Consider the following 14,449-nt stretch of genomic DNA (forward strand, 5'->3'; position numbering starts at 1 on the left):
ATAATAAAAACCTGAGCCACCCCGAGTGGCTATCATTTTTGAGATCTGCCATGTCCCGTCCTGAGTTTGCGCCAACCGTCCCCCCGCCCTTCCCTCGTTATCTCGCCGTGATCATTCTGTTGTGCATGGGCTGTGCGTTCGCCGGCAACCACGTCGCGGCACGGGTGGCTTTTGATGATGGCGCGGGCGTGTTGCTGGCGATTCTGATGCGCTCGGGCGGGACCTTGCTGGTTCTGGCCATTCTCGTCCTGTGGCAGCGGCAAAGTCTGCGTCTGCCGACGGGAGCGTGGCGTTGGCAACTGTTGTTGGGCCTGCTGATTACTGCGCAGAGCCTGTGTCTGTACTCCGCTGTCGCGCGGGTCCCGGTCGCTTTGGCGCTGCTGGTGGCCAACGTGTTTCCGATCCTGCTCGCCTTGCTGACCTGGGCGCTGGGCGGCCCACGACCAAGCGCGCGCACCGCGATGTTGATGGGCTTGATTCTCGTCGGGCTGGTGTTCGTGCTGGACGTCCCCGGACGTCTGTCAGACAGCGCGAGCGTCGGCCCGGAATGGCTACTGGGCGTCGCACTCGCCTTCTGCGCCGCCAGCGTCTTCGCCTGCGCGCTGTGGATCACCGACCACAAACTGTCGCAGGTGCGCGGCTCGGTGCGCAGCCTGCTGACTATCTTCATCGTGTTCAGCAGCGTCAACCTGGCCGGCCTGACCGGCGCCCTCCCCGGCGGACTCAACCTCCCCGCCACTTCAACCGGCTGGCTGGCCCTTGCCACGCTTGTCGTGCTCTATGGGACCGGCTTCATTGTGTTGTTCATTTCCGTGCCCCGACTGGACATGCCACGCAACGCCCCGGTGATGAATATCGAACCACTGGCGACATTGTTGATGGGCTGGATTGTGCTGGATCAAATGCTCAGCAGAGGGCAGATCGTGGGTGGAGTGATTGTGGTGAGCGGGATTGTTTTGCTGACGTATCGGAAGGCTGCGGTGAAGGTTGGGGTGAAGGCTGAGGTTTGAGGGGGTCTAGTAGCGGGACTCTTGGTTGGCGAGTCCTGCTTATCGCCCCCGGCTCGATACCGAATCAGCAGAATTGCAGGCTCTCGAGGTCTACCTGGGCATAGCTTCCTATTTCACCCCTGTAGAGATAAATCGCAGTTACCTCCAGCTCCGTTCGTAAGAATTCCGCCAGCGTTCTGAGTCTGGTCTTTGTGGTCATGGCAGGGCGTACATAGATTGCCAGCGTACGAAATTCGCTTGAGCAGATCTGCGCCAATAACCGGTTTCCCCGTACCTCCCAACCGCGCGCGGATTCTTTGTCGTCATTTGGTTCAGCGCCGCTGGCGCTCCCTCCCCCGGCTCGCAGAAACGTTCGACCTTGTTCGTAGCGGTAGTTTTTCGGCGGGTTTGGAACGTAACCACTCAATCCTTGATTCCTTGTTCTGATCCTTGAAGAACGGCCCGAAGGGTGACAGTCGAGCCCGGGTGGTGCAAGCCGTGGCCGTGTGCCAGCCATGGCGCGCCCGGGGATTGCGACGAGGTTTTGCGCTCGTCGCATTGCGGGTCATTTGGCTATTTCGACTTTGTCCAACGCCTGATTGACCGCGATTTCGCCGAGCATGACGACCTGGGCGATGCCTAGAAGGGTTTTGCGGCGCGGGTTGTCGAGCAGCGCGGCGAAGTCGTAGAGCATGGTGGTGGCCGAGCCGAGGGATTCGCTGGCGTTGGCCAGCAGGGATTCGGTGTCGTATTTCGGGTTGGCGAGGAACATCTGTTCCGGGGTGTTGGTGCTGGCCAGGATGTCTGCCGGGCCGAGGTAGTGATCGAGGGCGCGTTCGGCGGCTTCGTGAAGCTTTTTCGAGCCGCAGGATTCGTAGGGCGATGCGGGGTCGGTGGTTGGGGGATTGGGTGTGACTTTGAACATGGTGAAACTCCTGATTATTCGTCTGGAGCTACCAACATCACTTGCAGATGATGGGTGGCAGCTGTGTGCGGGTCTGCAAGACCGGGAAATCAGGAACCCGGCAGACCCGAAGGTCTCCCGCACAAAGCCGCCGTTGAGCGGACACGAACAAGTGTCCTTTGGCAGGGCTATGCGACTGATTCCGACGGGCTTGCAGACCCGATCACTGATGAGCAGTGACAGGAATCAAGTTACGGAGGGAACGGCAGACGCACAAGCCGGCGGATTCTGGCGTAGTCGTAGGGAATGGCGCAAGGCGTCGTAGCCGTTTGCTTAAGGCTGGAGTTACTGTTTAAACGGGCTGAGGGTTTTCTGTTTATGTAGTGGTGAATGAGCTGACGTCATCTCGAGCAGGCTCGCTCCTTGGTATTGGGACGTTGATTAACCAACACGAGCCTCACACCATCCGCCGCGAATCCCGCCGTACCGCCTGCGGCGGCACGCCAAAGCCGCGCATGAACACCTCGCGCATGTGCCGGCGGTCACGAAACCCGGTTTCCCTGGCGACTACATCCAGACTGTGACTGCTCTGCTCGATCAGCAAACGCGCCGCTTCCAGGCGCAGGCTCTCTATCGCCTTGGCTGGTGACTGGCCGGTTTCGGCGGTGAAAACGCGGGTGAATTGCCGCGGACTCAGGTGCACCACTTCGGCCAGTTCTTCGACGCTCAGCGGGCGATTGAGGTGCTTGCGCGCGTAATCCAGCGCACTCTGAATGCGATCGGATTTGGGCGACAGCGAGAGCAGTTCCGAATGCTGCGACTGGCCTCCGGACCTACGCTGATGCATCACCAGTCGATGGGCGACCGAGCGGGCGATTTCGCTGCCCAGATCCTTCTCGACCATACCCAGCGCCATGTCGACACCAGCGGTCATGCCCGCCGATGTCCACACCGGGCCGTCGATGATGAAGATGCGGTCGTCCTCGACATTCACCGACGGATGCATCCTGCGCAGCGCCGGGGCGAACGCCCAGTGCGTGGTCACGCGGCGGTTATCCAGCACTCCGGCCTGCGCCAGTACGAACGAGCCGGTGCAGATGCCGGCCACGCGGCGTGCGCCGTCGGCGAGCCCGCGCACGCTTTGCAGCACGTCAGCATCGGGCGGCGTCAGCGGAGTCAGCGTGCCAGCCACCAGCCAACTGTCGGCCAGCCCCGCCTGCGTCAGTGGCAACGTATCGACGTGCAAGCCCAGCGAGGAGCTGACGATGCCGCCGGCCTGGGAAAAGTTCTGCACCTTGTACACGGCTTTGCCGGTGACGATGTTGGCGAACTCGAACACCGACTGGGTCGCCAGCGCCATGACCTGAAAACCTTCCGTGAGCAGATAGCCGACTCGATGCATGGTCGCGCTCCGTTGTTGAATGTCCTGAAACACTACCACATACGTCATTCAGGTCGGAGCAGGTTTTCTCCATCATGGCTTGCCATACCAATCAATCCACTCGCGGGACGCAGCTCATGAAACTTGAAGCCAACACGATCTTCATCACCGGCGGCACTTCCGGCATCGGCCGCGCACTGGCCGAGGCCCTGCATCAGCGCGGCAACAAGGTCATCATCGCTGGTCGTCGCCAGACCCTGCTGGCAGAGATTGCCCAAGCGAATCCGGGCATCGACACCGTGCAGCTGGACATCAACGATGCGCAGCAGATCAAGGACGTCGCCGCCGAAGTCATCCGCCGCCATCCGTCGTTGAACGTAATCATCAACAACGCCGGGATCATGCCCTTCGACAACGCGGGTTCCGGCGACTTCAACGATGAACAGGCCGTCGGTCTGTTGCAGACCAACCTGCTCGGCCCAGTGCGCGTCAGCGCGGCGTTCGTCGAACACCTCAAGCGCCAGCCCGAGGCCTACATCATCAACAACAGCTCGGTACTGGCCTACCTGCCGCTGGCGACCACGGCGCTATATTCGGCGACCAAAGCGGCGATCCATTCCTACTCGCTGTCGCAGCGTTTCATGCTGCGCGACACCAGCGTCAAGGTCCTGGAAATCGCGCCGCCTTGGGTTGATACCGACCTGATTCACAAGAGCGGCGACGAGCGCGCCATGCCGCTGGGCGAGTTCATCGAGGAAACCCTGATCAAGCTGGAAACCGCCACCACCGAAGTGCTGGTTGACCGAGTCTTGCCGCTGCGAGCCAACCAGGGCGCGAACGAGCACGGGTTGATCGAGCAGTTCAACCTGTCGCTGCTGGAAAATCCTATTCCGGTGGCCTGAACTCACCGACAGAAACACCCGGGCTCAATGCCCGGGTAGCCTGGCTGTTGATCATGTTCATTCACAACGCGGCAAGCCAAACACCACCCGCGCCCCGCTCGGCTCATTGCGCTCGGCCCACAATTTGCCGCCGTGTCCTTCAATGATCGTGCGGCAAATCGACAGGCCCATGCCCAGCCCGGTGGATTTGGTCGTGTAGAACGCCGTGAACACTTGCTCCGCCCGCTCGCAGGCAAAGCCCGGCCCTGAATCGCTGACACTGATGTGCACGTTATCACCCAGCGCCTCACTGCGAATCAGCAGACGTCGCTGCCCCTCTGCCATGATCGTCATGGCTTCGAGGCTGTTGATGATCAGGTTAAGCAGCACCTGTTGCAGTTCGACCCGGTCCGCCACTACGAAAGGCAAATCTGCCGCCAGCTCAACGCTGACTTCGGCGCCGTGCTTGAGCGCTTCGCCACGGCTGAAACCGACCATTTCTTCAATCAGCAGATTGAGGCTGACAGGCTGACGCTGCGGTGGCGTTTTGTGAATCAGCGCGCGGATGCGCCCGAGTACGTCGGCGGCGCGGTTGCCGTCGAGAATGATATGCCGCAGGCCCTGCTCGACTTCGTTGATATTTGGTGGCTTTGCACCGAGCCAGCGCAACGCGGCATTGGCATGGGTCACCGTGGCGGCGATCGGCTGATTGACTTCGTGGGCAATCGATGCGGCCAACTGGCCCATGGTTGCCACACGATTGGCGTGGGCCAGTTCCGTTTGCACCTGACGATAACGACGCTCGCCTTCGCGCACTTGCTCTTCAGCCAGCTTGCGTTCGCTGATATCCAGCACAAAGGCCAGGCCCTGTTGCTGACTCGCTTCGAAGGCGGCCAGACCGACAATCACCGGCAGCCGACTGCCGTCCTTGCGGATGTACTCCTTTTCGAATGGCTGGGCCCGGCCGGTGTGGATCGCCGTTGCCAGTGCAATATCGCTGTTAGCGCGCATCGCCGGCGGGGTCATGTCACGCCAATGGACATTGCCCGAAAGCAACTCATCACGGGTGTAACCGACCATGCGCAGGAACGCGTCGTTGGCCTCGATGATTTCCCCTTCCACGCCCCAGACGATGATGCCGATGATGTTGGCGTCGACCAGCCGACGGATCTTCGCTTCTCGCTCGGCGAGGTCGCGGTACAGGCGCGCGTTGTCCAGCGAGATCGCTGCCTGCGACGCCACCAGGCGCAACACGGCGAGACGCGTCGGGCTGAACACCCCGGCGGACAGGTTGTTTTCCAGATACAGCGCCCCGGCGACCCGCGCCTGATTCATCAATGCCAGGCAAAGGATCGAGCGCGCGCCTCGTTGCTGAACGTATGGATCAGCGGCGAACAGCGGATCGGCAACCGCGTCGTCCAGGCACAGGTTTTCGCCGGTGCGCAGCGTCTGGTAGAGCACCGACTCTGCCAGCGCCACCGTGTGCAGCGGCGCGTTGCACAACTGCGTGGCACCGTCGCCGATACGGGTTCGCGCAGCGACATAGGGAACGTCGGCGTTCAACAAAATAAGCAGGCCATGCTCGGCCCCGGCCTGTTCGATCGCGGTGCGCATCACCGTTTCGATCAAACGGTCCAGGACGATCTCGCCGGAGACTGCTTGAGAGACCTTGAGCACCGTTGCCAGGTCGAGATGTTCAACTGGCGTAATGAGCGTGGTGACCGGATTCGGTTGCGCCTCTTCGGCACGCAGAAAACGATGACGTCGCTCCAGCTCCCGCACCTTGCCAGCAGCCCCCCAACGCAGATAGGCATAACGTGCGTCGCGCAGGTAGACGCGGAATATCCTGGCCAGACCGCGAGCGCTGTAGAACCGTGCGGCCAGTTCGTTGGCCAGCGCTTGGATATGGAGCAAACCATTGTCCTGAGCCAATTGAATGGCTTGCTCGTACTGCAATTCGGCTTCGAGCAACTGCCCGGTGACGCGCGCCATTTCCGCGCCGACCAGCGCCACCTGACTGGCGAAGGTCTCTGCACACAAGCGCGCCCACGTCTGCAACTGTTCATGATGTTGACCCAGACGCTGCAAAGCACCGGCGTCAGTTTCGCCGTGGGCCGCCAAGGTCAAAGCCGCGTAGAAATGGTATTCGGCCTCCTCGAAAAACGCCGAAACCACCCACAAAAGTCCCTGCGCCTGGGCCGCGCACTCAGCGGCCGCCGCGTAATCCCCGGCCAGATAGCGCGCCTGCAACTTGCGTACCCAGTACTTGCCGCGCGCCAGCGCCAGATCCGCCGAACCGGCCAGATGCGCTTCGACAGCTGTTTCATCGAACCCCTCATCGTCGAAACAGCCGAACGTCGGCGTCTGCCCGCGCAGCATGCGGATCAGCGTCAACTGGCAGCGCATGAAATCCGCCACCAGACCGAAACCGACCTTTTGTGCATAGACCAGCCCTGATTCCGCTTGCGCCTGCACCTCGGCCAGCGGCTCGCCGATAAACAACAGATCGGAAATCAGGCTGTTTCCAGCGAACGCTGCATACGGCAGATCGCCGCTGCGATGGGCCGCGTTGAGCGCACGGCGCAACAGTTCGCGGCACTCGCGCACTGGCCGCATCCAGCGCACCACGAAGATCGAGAAGCACAACCAAGTGCTCGCTTCATAACGCGTGAGCCCGCGCCGATCAACCAGATCGCAGCCCAGACGGCCAAATCGATAACCAGCGGCATAGTCGCCAAAACGCGGCCCCGACACGCGCCCGAAGTTGGCATAGAGCAGGCAGGAGGCGTCGCAGTTGCCATATTGCAGGCTCAGGCTGATCGCTTTGCAAATGGTCAGGCTGGCGAGGTTCAGATCCGACTGCACCGCCGGCGCGAAAAGTTTGCCCAGCGCATCGAGGGTGGCCCGCGCGGCAGGATCCTCCATCAGCGGCAAGTCGATCATCTGCTCGATACTGCGCCCGCGCAGCCTGGTCCAGACCTGCTGATATTCGTCGCGCACCTGAATATCGTCCGGACGCGCTGGCCAATCGATGCCGACCTGACGCAGAAAGGCCAGACACACCGTCACCGCCCGGTCACTGCGATCGAGCAGCAAGTAGACATCCATCTGCATGCACGCCACCGCCGCGCGCTCGACGGTGGTCACGGCGCGCTCGGCCAATGTCGCCAGGCGCGAGTCGGCAAGCTGCAGTTGGCCGGTGAGAAATTCGCACTCGGCACGGTTCAGCTCCAGAGCGAAACCCAGTTCATGCCGACTGTCATAACCCTGCTCGCCCAACAGTTCTGCGCCGGCGCCCAGATAGGTCAGTGCTGAGGTATAAGCGGTCGAGGCCTTCGCTCGCTGGCCGGCGAGCAGGTTGAACTCGGCCAGCTGCTCGCGCTCGGCACGCAGGCTGATCAGATGCGCACCGCGATTGAGCTGGCCGACAATCTCGAAGATCGCCTCCTCGCGCCGCTCACCCTGGGTTTGCAGTGCCAGCAGCCGGCCGATGCGCAGGTGCATTTGCGCCCGTTCGGTTTCCGCGATCAGCGAATACGCCGCCTCATGGATGCGATCATGCACAAACCTGTAGGCACCGTCCTGACGCTCGACCAACTCCAGCCGCACCGCCGGCGACAATGCGGAGTGAACGTGAGGCACCGGCACATCAAGGACTGTGGCCAGCGTGTCGAGACGCGCGACGTTGCCCAGGCAGGCCAGTTGTTGCAGCGCCTGGCGGGTTTCCTGGGGCAGCCGCGCCAGTTTGCCGACCATCAAATCGACGACATTGTCGGTGTAGCCCTTGCCGTTGATCAGGTGCACATCCCACCGCCAGCGCTGGCGCGCAGGCTCGTATGTCAGCAGCTTCTCCTCGGCCAGGGCGTGCAGAAACTGGATAACGAAGAACGGATTGCCAGCGGTCTTGTCCAGTACCAGCCGCGCCAGCGCGACAATGCTCGCCGGCGGGCAGCGCAGTGACTCGCTGATCAGTTGTTCGATGTGCGCGCCAGCCAGTGGCGCCAGACGAATTTCGTCAATGTGTACGTCGGCGTGATGCAGGGTCTTGAGTGTGCGGCTGAGTGGGTGATCGCCATCTACCTCGTTGTCGCGATAAGCACCGACCAGCAGCAGATGAGGGGTCTCTGCGCGACTGAGCATATCTTCGAGCAGATCAAGGGTGGCCGCGTCGAGCCATTGCAGGTCGTCAAGGAACAGCGCCAACGGATGCTCGGCCTGAGCGAACACGCCGATAAAACGCTGCAAGACCTGAAGGAACCGCTGCTGCGCCTGTTGCGGCTCCAACTCAGGCACGGGCGGCGGCTCGCCGATGATCAGCTTGAGTTCGGGGATCAGATCGGTGATCAACCGCGCATTCGCTTCCAGTGCCCGCAACAGTGCTTCGCGCCAGCCCGCCAGTACGTCGGTGCGCTTACCCAATAGCGTCCGCACCAGCCCCTGAAAGGCCTGAACCAGGGTCGAATAAGGCACGTCGCGCTGGTACTGGTCGAACTTGCCGGCGGCGAACAAGCCACGCGACGGCACCAGCACCTTGTGCAGTTCACTGACCACCGACGATTTGCCGATGCCGGAATAGCCGGATACCAGCACCAGTGTCGGCGCGCCTGTCTGCACCACATTGGCGAAGGCATCGATCAACGTTTGCACTTCGTGTTCGCGGCCGTAGAGTTTTTCCGGAATCAGCAAGCGCTCGCAGGCGCCCTGCTCGTTCAACGTGAACGTCTCGATCTGCCGCATACGGCGCCAGTCATCGAGGCAACGGCGCAAGTCATGCTCGACACCGGCTGCGCTCTGATAGCGTTCCTCGGCCGTTTTCGCCAGCAGTTTCATGACCAGTCGCGAGAACATCGGCGGCACCGTCGCCACCCGTTCACACACGGGCATTGGCAGCCGCGCGATATGGCAATGCACCCACTCCGTCGGGTCATTTGCACTGAACGGCAGCGAGCCGGTGAGCATCTGGTAAAGCGTCACGCCAAAGGCATACAGATCACTACGCGAATCGATCGAACGATTCATCCGCCCGGTTTGTTCCGGCGCCATGTAGGCCAGCGTCCCGGCGATAGATTCCGGTGGCGTGGGCGCTTGCCGCTCCCGTGGCAAGCGCGTGGCCAGGCCGAAGCCGGTCAGCCGCGCCTGCCCATCATGACAATGGACAAAAACATGCTGCGGTTTCAGGTCTTTGTGCACCAGACCACGCTGATGCATATGGCCCAGTGCCTTGGCGATGTTCGTGGCCAATTCCAGACAGGTTTCGATATCCAGCGGGGCGACCAGCAACCGCGACAACGGCTCGCCGCCCGGATCGTCGAACAGCAGACGAACTCGGGTGCCCGTACGCTCGAAAGCTGTCGGCTGCAACGCCCAGGCAGGATTGAGGTCGTCCCTGAGGCTGTATTCATGCGCCAGACGCTCCAGGGTGCTCGGCAATGGCTGGCCCATCGCCGGACGCACCGCCAGTAGGCTGCCATCATTCGAACCGCGCTCACGGGACAGCACCCGCTCGCCGTCGTCCCACAAAATCTGTTTTCTGCTGGCCATCTGCGTCAACACTGCTCAGGTTTTTTGCCGCACGGTGAGTTGCACGTCGCCAGCGCTCAGGGGTTGCGCTGGACAGGCTCGATGCCCAGCGCTTCTGCGATACGCACCAGATCGGCCACTGAACGTGCGGCCATTTTGCGCATGACCTGGCCACGGTGGACCTTGACCGTGACCTCGCTGAGGTTGAGCTGTCCGGCAATCTGTTTGTTCATCAGCCCGGCAATGACGAAGCCGAGCACTTCGCGCTCACGTGCGGTCAGGGTTTGGTAAGCCCGACACAAAACGGCGCCGGAGTGTTCGGCTGCCAGCCGCGCACGGTCGCGAGCCAACGCACTGGCCACGGCGTCGAGCATGTCCTGATCACGGAACGGCTTGGCCAGAAAATCCACCGCGCCGGCCTTCATCGCCTTGACGCTCATGGCGATGTCGCCGTGGCCGGTCATGAACACCACGGGGATGCGCAAGCCGTTTTTTTCCATCTGTTTCTGAAACGTCAGGCCACTTTCGCCGCGCAGGCGCACGTCGAGCACCAGGCAACCGGGTACCTCACGTTGCGCTTGCGCGAGAAAATCTCCGGCGCTGTCGAAGGTTTGCACCTGGAGGCCGATCGAGCGCAGCAAGCTGTCGAGCGCCTGGCGCATCGAGGCATCGTCATCGACCACGTACACCACTGGCTCGCCGAGCACGCCGGGACTTTGCGCAGGGCTGGAATGCGACCACAAGGTCATTGTGTCTCCTCGGCGAGATCGCAGCACGCGTTGGGCTGGTCAATAAATCTAGTTCAGGATGGCCACCGCATCCAGACACCTGCCGGACGGTCAGCAATCAGGCTAACAGTCAGCGCCATTGCCGGCCGGCCAGAAACCCCTGAAAATCGGCCAGGCTGAGGCAGTCCGCCGCCAGCGCTGCAAACAGGCAGGCCCGCGATGTCCACTCATCCCGCTTTTACAACGGCTCCGCGCGACGTGGTGTTCATCGCCTACCCACGCCTGAGCCTGCTCGATCTCAGCGGTGCGCAAACCGTGTTCTGGGCCGCGAGCAAAGCCATGGCCGAGCGCGGGCAGTCTGGATATCAACTGCACACCGCCAGCCTCAACGGTGGCTTGATCCAGACCGTCGAAGGGCTGTCCATCGACACCCAAGCGTTAACCACGCTCAACACCGCCGCGCTGGACACGCTGGTCGTGCCCGGCGCCCCTGACATCTGCCAGACCCTTGAGAAGCACCGCGAACTGAGCGACTGGCTGCAGGACCATGCTCACCTCGCCCGCCGCGTGGTCTCGGTGTGCAGTGGTGCGTTTCTGCTGGCTCAGGCCGGATTGCTCGACGCCCGCCGCGCTGCCACTCACTGGGCGATGTGCGACGCTTTGCGCGATCGCTTTCCAGCGGTCGAGGTAGATGCCGACGCGATCTTCATTCAGCAAGGCAAGGTCTGGACCTCGGCCGGAGTCACCGCCGGGATCGATCTGGCGCTGGCGCTGGTCGAGGCCGATTGCGGCCGTGAAGTGACGTTGCAAGTCGCGCGGGAATTGGTGGTGTACATCAAACGCCCCGGCGGCCAGGCGCAATACAGCACGCTGCTGCAATCGCAGGCGCAGGACGCTGCAATGTTCGATGATCTGCACCTTTGGCTCATGGAGCGCCTCGGCGATCCGAATCTGACGGTGGAGCGCCTCGCCGAGCAAGCCGCAATGAGCCTGCGCAACTTCACGCGGGTCTATAAAGCGCGCACCGGGCGCACACCGTCGAAAGCGCTCGAGCTGTTCCGACTCGAAGCGGCCAAACGCCTACTGGAAAACTCCCCGCACAAAATCGAACGAATCGCCCGCATCTGCGGCTTCAACGATGAAGAACGCCTGCGCGCCTGCTTCCAGCGCCACCTGTCGATCTCCCCGCGCGACTACCGCAGTCGCTTCAGCCGCGATGGCTGAACCGCTATACCTACGTATAGTTTTGCCCGCTGGCCATCAGCGTATGGTGCAAGAACGACAGGAGTCACCAGCTCGGCCGCCCGGCCCGGGAGCGTTATGCACAAGACGCATGTCATTGCGGTAGTGGACGACGACGAGGCAATGCGCACATCGCTGAGCAGCCTGCTGCGGGCGTCGGGGTATCAGGTGTTCTGCTATGCGGCGCCGGCGGACTACCTTGACTCGGACGGGCCGGTGCAGACTGATTGTTTGATCTCCGATATTCAGATGCCGGGCATGGGTGGTTTGCAGATGCTGGATGCACTGCGGGCGCGAGGCTGGCGGATGCCGGTGATTTTTGTGTCGGCGGATCAGAGTGGTTTGCTTTGCGCCAAGTTTCGAGAAGCCGATGTCGTTGCCTGCCTGCGTAAACCCTTTGCGGCGGACGAGCTACTTGCCTGGGTTGAGTTTGCACCGCGTAAATCTGAAAACACTTGATAAGGCCCTCATCGCATTGAATTGCGTGTCGCCTGGATTTATCGCCCCCTATCGACTCGGTCGATCAGGCCGATTTCTGACAGAAGACAACACGGTCGGCTCCCTCTCCTCGAGGAGAGGGCTGGGAGCGAGGGGAAGCTCCAGAGATTACGGAGGTAGTTGAGCTACCCCATTTCCTTAAGCGCTGACTTGATCACACGGAAATGAGATGCGCCTCAGAATCTAGAATCAAAGCGCCACTAACTGCCACTGCAAACTCCGCCTGTCACCCTCCACCCCGTTCAAAAAGGACCAGAACAAGGAACCAAGGATTGAGCGGCTACGTCCCCAACCCACCCAAGGGTTACCGCAACACCGGCGTCGAACCTGTCGACCTAAACGCCCAACACTGGGCGCAATACAAAGAACTCCCGCCAGCGCCAGACGCGAAACCCGGCCTCAAGGGTTGCGTCTTCGCCAAAAGCTGCAACCTGCCCGACGGCGAAATCAACCACAGCAACCCGACAGGGTTCGTCCCCGTTGAAAAACTGGCGGACTACGGGCTATGGGCCGTTTTGGCCACTGGCGCAGCGATTACCGCCGAAGGCACGTCCCTCCAGTTTGTCGGCGGCTCCGCAACCGGTAGTGCCGTTGCCCATCGGCTGGGTGGCTCACTCGCGCTAGGCCTACTCGACGGTGCAGGCGCCATGGCAGCAGGCGCGGCCGTGGGCACGGTGGCGCTATTGATGCCCAACACCAGCATCGCCCCGGACAGTGCCTTCTATAAGGACGAGCAATACGCCACGCTTGAAACCGGCCGAACGCGTGTTCGTGTCAACGTAAAAACGTTGCCGGACGGCTCCGTCAACGCCTACGGCTTTTACACCGGCGGCAAGAAGGACTGGGAAAATGTACCGGTCATCAAAGCGCAGAAAGACGGCGAAAAATTCATCGCCGACATCGGCGACGGCATCGGTCTGACCTGGACACCCGGAGCAAGCTCCGATGGAGTGCTGGGGATCCCAGCGCTGGAAGGTGCCCCTCAGCTACCTCCCGTCTGGGTCTATCCGCCGACACCTCAGTCGGACACGCTGCTGGCCAACCCCGCGCACCCACCTGAGTTCCAGGATGCGATCATCTGGTTCCCGGAGGATGCGGGGATTGAGCCCATCTACATCGTGCTCAGCACGCAGCTAGAGAAGAATAAGCAAAAGGGCAAAGCGTTCGAAGAAGCGTCTTTTGACGAATTCAGTAAGATCAAACCTGAAGCCGCTCGTGAGGTCACCGTCAAAACCGACAGCGGTGTACGCACGCGCATTGATATGATGGGCCGCGATGCGGACGGCAACATCTCCTGCGTCGAATGCAAATCTTCTGAAACAGCGCCACTGACGCGCAACCAGAAACTGGGCTTTCCAGAAATAGAAAAGACCGGCGCAACCGTCGTCGGCAAAGGTAAACCCGGCTTCACCGGAGGCACCCGAATCCCACCCACCAGAGTCGACATCATTCGACCTGACCCGACCCTCTGAGGGAGCAGACATGTCCATCACCGAAACAAAAGTCGTCGACATCATCGCAGTGCCCGAGTGGGAACCCGACAATGTCGTACTCGTCATCACTGATCACTTGGAATGGGGCGACAAAGCCCAACAGGGTGAACACCTGTTGTTGCTACAGGAGAAGATCAATACCTACATCGCCTTCATCGAGAGCGGCGAACTGCTGGAAAGCTATCCGCCAGCCAAGGGCAAGAATCCGAAAATTCGCATCAATGGTTTATATGAGCTACCTGAGCAAGGTGAAACCTTTGTCGACCGCGTGACCGAGGTACTCAAAGGCGTAGGCATCGGAATGGAATTTGTGCTTAAGGACGACTTTGCTGTTCGACACTAGGCGTGTGAGCTAGTAGAGCTAAAGCAAAGCAAAGGGCGGCAAGCCACAGAGCTGTAGCTCGGTTCCCTCAGAGGGATTGAACAAACCGGCTGGAGGCCAAGGATCCGCAGTGTCCTTAACAGACCCGAACATTATCGATATGTGAAGAATCCCCAAATCGGACAGTGGCGCCATCATCCTGGGCATCGCTGACCACCTAGGATGGGGCAATAAGACCCTACAAGCCGAGCACCTGCTCGCGCTACAACGGAAGATAAACGGCTACATCGCTTTCATCGAAAGCGGTGAGATCTATAACAAGATTCCCGCTGCACTCGGCAAGTCACTTGTAATCCGTGTTTACGGCAAGTACGAGGTTTCGGAGCAGGGGGAATTGTTCTTCGAGCGCGTGGCCGAGCTCCTGAGAAAAATGGGAATCGGTTTTGAGTTCGTTTTCAAAGCAGACTAAGCGCTATGTCATTTGTGATCCC

11 protein-coding genes are annotated in these 14,449 nt (G+C 61.0%); 7 read left to right on the top strand and 4 right to left on the bottom strand.

Annotated elements, in window-relative coordinates:
- The first annotated feature begins 50 nt into the window (after positions 1-50).
- Positions 51-1,010 carry a DMT family transporter gene (locus tag QMX86_RS09285; RefSeq protein ID WP_073475186.1) on the top strand — a complete coding sequence of 320 codons (960 nt, stop codon included), beginning with the start codon at positions 51-53 and terminating at the stop codon, positions 1,008-1,010.
- A 544-nt stretch (positions 1,011-1,554) separates the two neighbouring features.
- On the opposite strand, the gene QMX86_RS09290 is transcribed toward QMX86_RS09285, so the two are convergent.
- The gene (locus tag QMX86_RS09290; RefSeq protein WP_122601655.1) at positions 1,555-1,914 is read right to left on the bottom strand and encodes a DUF6124 family protein; all 360 of its coding nucleotides are present in this window, start codon (positions 1,912-1,914) and stop codon (positions 1,555-1,557) included.
- A 436-nt stretch (positions 1,915-2,350) separates the two neighbouring features.
- Complete coding sequence (locus QMX86_RS09295) at positions 2,351-3,295, bottom strand: GlxA family transcriptional regulator (RefSeq protein WP_122699069.1); 945 nt, start codon at positions 3,293-3,295, stop codon at positions 2,351-2,353.
- 116 nt (positions 3,296-3,411) lie between these two features.
- On the opposite strand from QMX86_RS09295, the gene QMX86_RS09300 reads away from it, so the two are divergent.
- Positions 3,412-4,176: an SDR family NAD(P)-dependent oxidoreductase gene (locus QMX86_RS09300; protein WP_071171898.1), complete on the top strand. Its 765-nt coding sequence runs from the start codon at positions 3,412-3,414 to the stop codon at positions 4,174-4,176.
- Between the two features lie 57 nt (positions 4,177-4,233).
- Here QMX86_RS09300 and QMX86_RS09305 read toward each other — a convergent pair whose 3' ends face one another.
- Together QMX86_RS09305 and QMX86_RS09310 are read right to left on the bottom strand one after the other, a co-directional pair.
- Positions 4,234-9,696, bottom strand: coding sequence for an ATP-binding sensor histidine kinase (locus QMX86_RS09305; protein ID WP_122750671.1), 5,463 nt, complete (start codon positions 9,694-9,696; stop codon positions 4,234-4,236).
- Positions 9,697-9,752: 56 nt separating this feature from the next.
- On the bottom strand, positions 9,753-10,424 hold the full coding sequence (locus QMX86_RS09310; RefSeq protein ID WP_282384629.1) for a response regulator transcription factor: 672 nt from the start codon (positions 10,422-10,424) through the stop codon (positions 9,753-9,755).
- A 198-nt stretch (positions 10,425-10,622) separates the two neighbouring features.
- On the opposite strand from QMX86_RS09310, the gene QMX86_RS09315 reads away from it, so the two are divergent.
- The 5 genes from QMX86_RS09315 to QMX86_RS09335 all read left to right on the top strand — a co-directional run bounded on the left by QMX86_RS09315 (position 10,623) and on the right by QMX86_RS09335 (position 14,427).
- A complete protein-coding gene (locus QMX86_RS09315; RefSeq protein ID WP_282384630.1) occupies positions 10,623-11,627 on the top strand; it encodes a DJ-1/PfpI family protein in 1,005 nt (334 codons plus the stop codon).
- A gap of 96 nt (positions 11,628-11,723) precedes the next feature.
- On the top strand, positions 11,724-12,104 hold the full coding sequence (locus QMX86_RS09320) for a response regulator (RefSeq protein WP_016774274.1): 381 nt from the start codon (positions 11,724-11,726) through the stop codon (positions 12,102-12,104).
- 311 nt (positions 12,105-12,415) lie between these two features.
- Positions 12,416-13,615: an S-type pyocin domain-containing protein gene (locus QMX86_RS09325; RefSeq protein ID WP_073475197.1), complete on the top strand. Its 1,200-nt coding sequence runs from the start codon at positions 12,416-12,418 to the stop codon at positions 13,613-13,615.
- Positions 13,616-13,625: 10 nt separating this feature from the next.
- Positions 13,626-13,979 carry a DUF6572 domain-containing protein gene (locus QMX86_RS09330; protein ID WP_016774273.1) on the top strand — a complete coding sequence of 118 codons (354 nt, stop codon included), beginning with the start codon at positions 13,626-13,628 and terminating at the stop codon, positions 13,977-13,979.
- Between the two features lie 172 nt (positions 13,980-14,151).
- Positions 14,152-14,427, top strand: a complete 276-nt coding sequence (locus QMX86_RS09335) for a DUF6572 domain-containing protein (RefSeq protein WP_348776291.1) — start codon at positions 14,152-14,154, stop codon at positions 14,425-14,427.
- Positions 14,428-14,449 lie beyond the last annotated feature (22 nt).

It is taken from the genome of Pseudomonas sp. PS01270 (assembly GCF_029959775.1).
Lineage (GTDB): Bacteria > Pseudomonadota > Gammaproteobacteria > Pseudomonadales > Pseudomonadaceae > Aquipseudomonas > Aquipseudomonas atacamensis.

Bases quoted from the DNA above. Each gene is read 5' to 3' on its own strand.
- QMX86_RS09295 (WP_122699069.1), bottom strand. From the start codon at position 3,295: ATGCATCGAGTCGGCTATCTGCTCACGGAAGGTTTTCAGGTCATGGCG.
- QMX86_RS09290 (WP_122601655.1), bottom strand. From the start codon at position 1,914: ATGTTCAAAGTCACACCCAATCCCCCAACCACCGACCCCGCATCGCCC.
- QMX86_RS09320 (WP_016774274.1), top strand. From the start codon at position 11,724: ATGCACAAGACGCATGTCATTGCGGTAGTGGACGACGACGAGGCAATG.
- QMX86_RS09305 (WP_122750671.1), bottom strand. From the start codon at position 9,696: ATGGCCAGCAGAAAACAGATTTTGTGGGACGACGGCGAGCGGGTGCTG.
- QMX86_RS09315 (WP_282384630.1), top strand. From the start codon at position 10,623: ATGTCCACTCATCCCGCTTTTACAACGGCTCCGCGCGACGTGGTGTTC.
- QMX86_RS09300 (WP_071171898.1), top strand. From the start codon at position 3,412: ATGAAACTTGAAGCCAACACGATCTTCATCACCGGCGGCACTTCCGGC.
- QMX86_RS09330 (WP_016774273.1), top strand. From the start codon at position 13,626: ATGTCCATCACCGAAACAAAAGTCGTCGACATCATCGCAGTGCCCGAG.
- QMX86_RS09310 (WP_282384629.1), bottom strand. From the start codon at position 10,424: ATGACCTTGTGGTCGCATTCCAGCCCTGCGCAAAGTCCCGGCGTGCTC.
- QMX86_RS09285 (WP_073475186.1), top strand. From the start codon at position 51: ATGTCCCGTCCTGAGTTTGCGCCAACCGTCCCCCCGCCCTTCCCTCGT.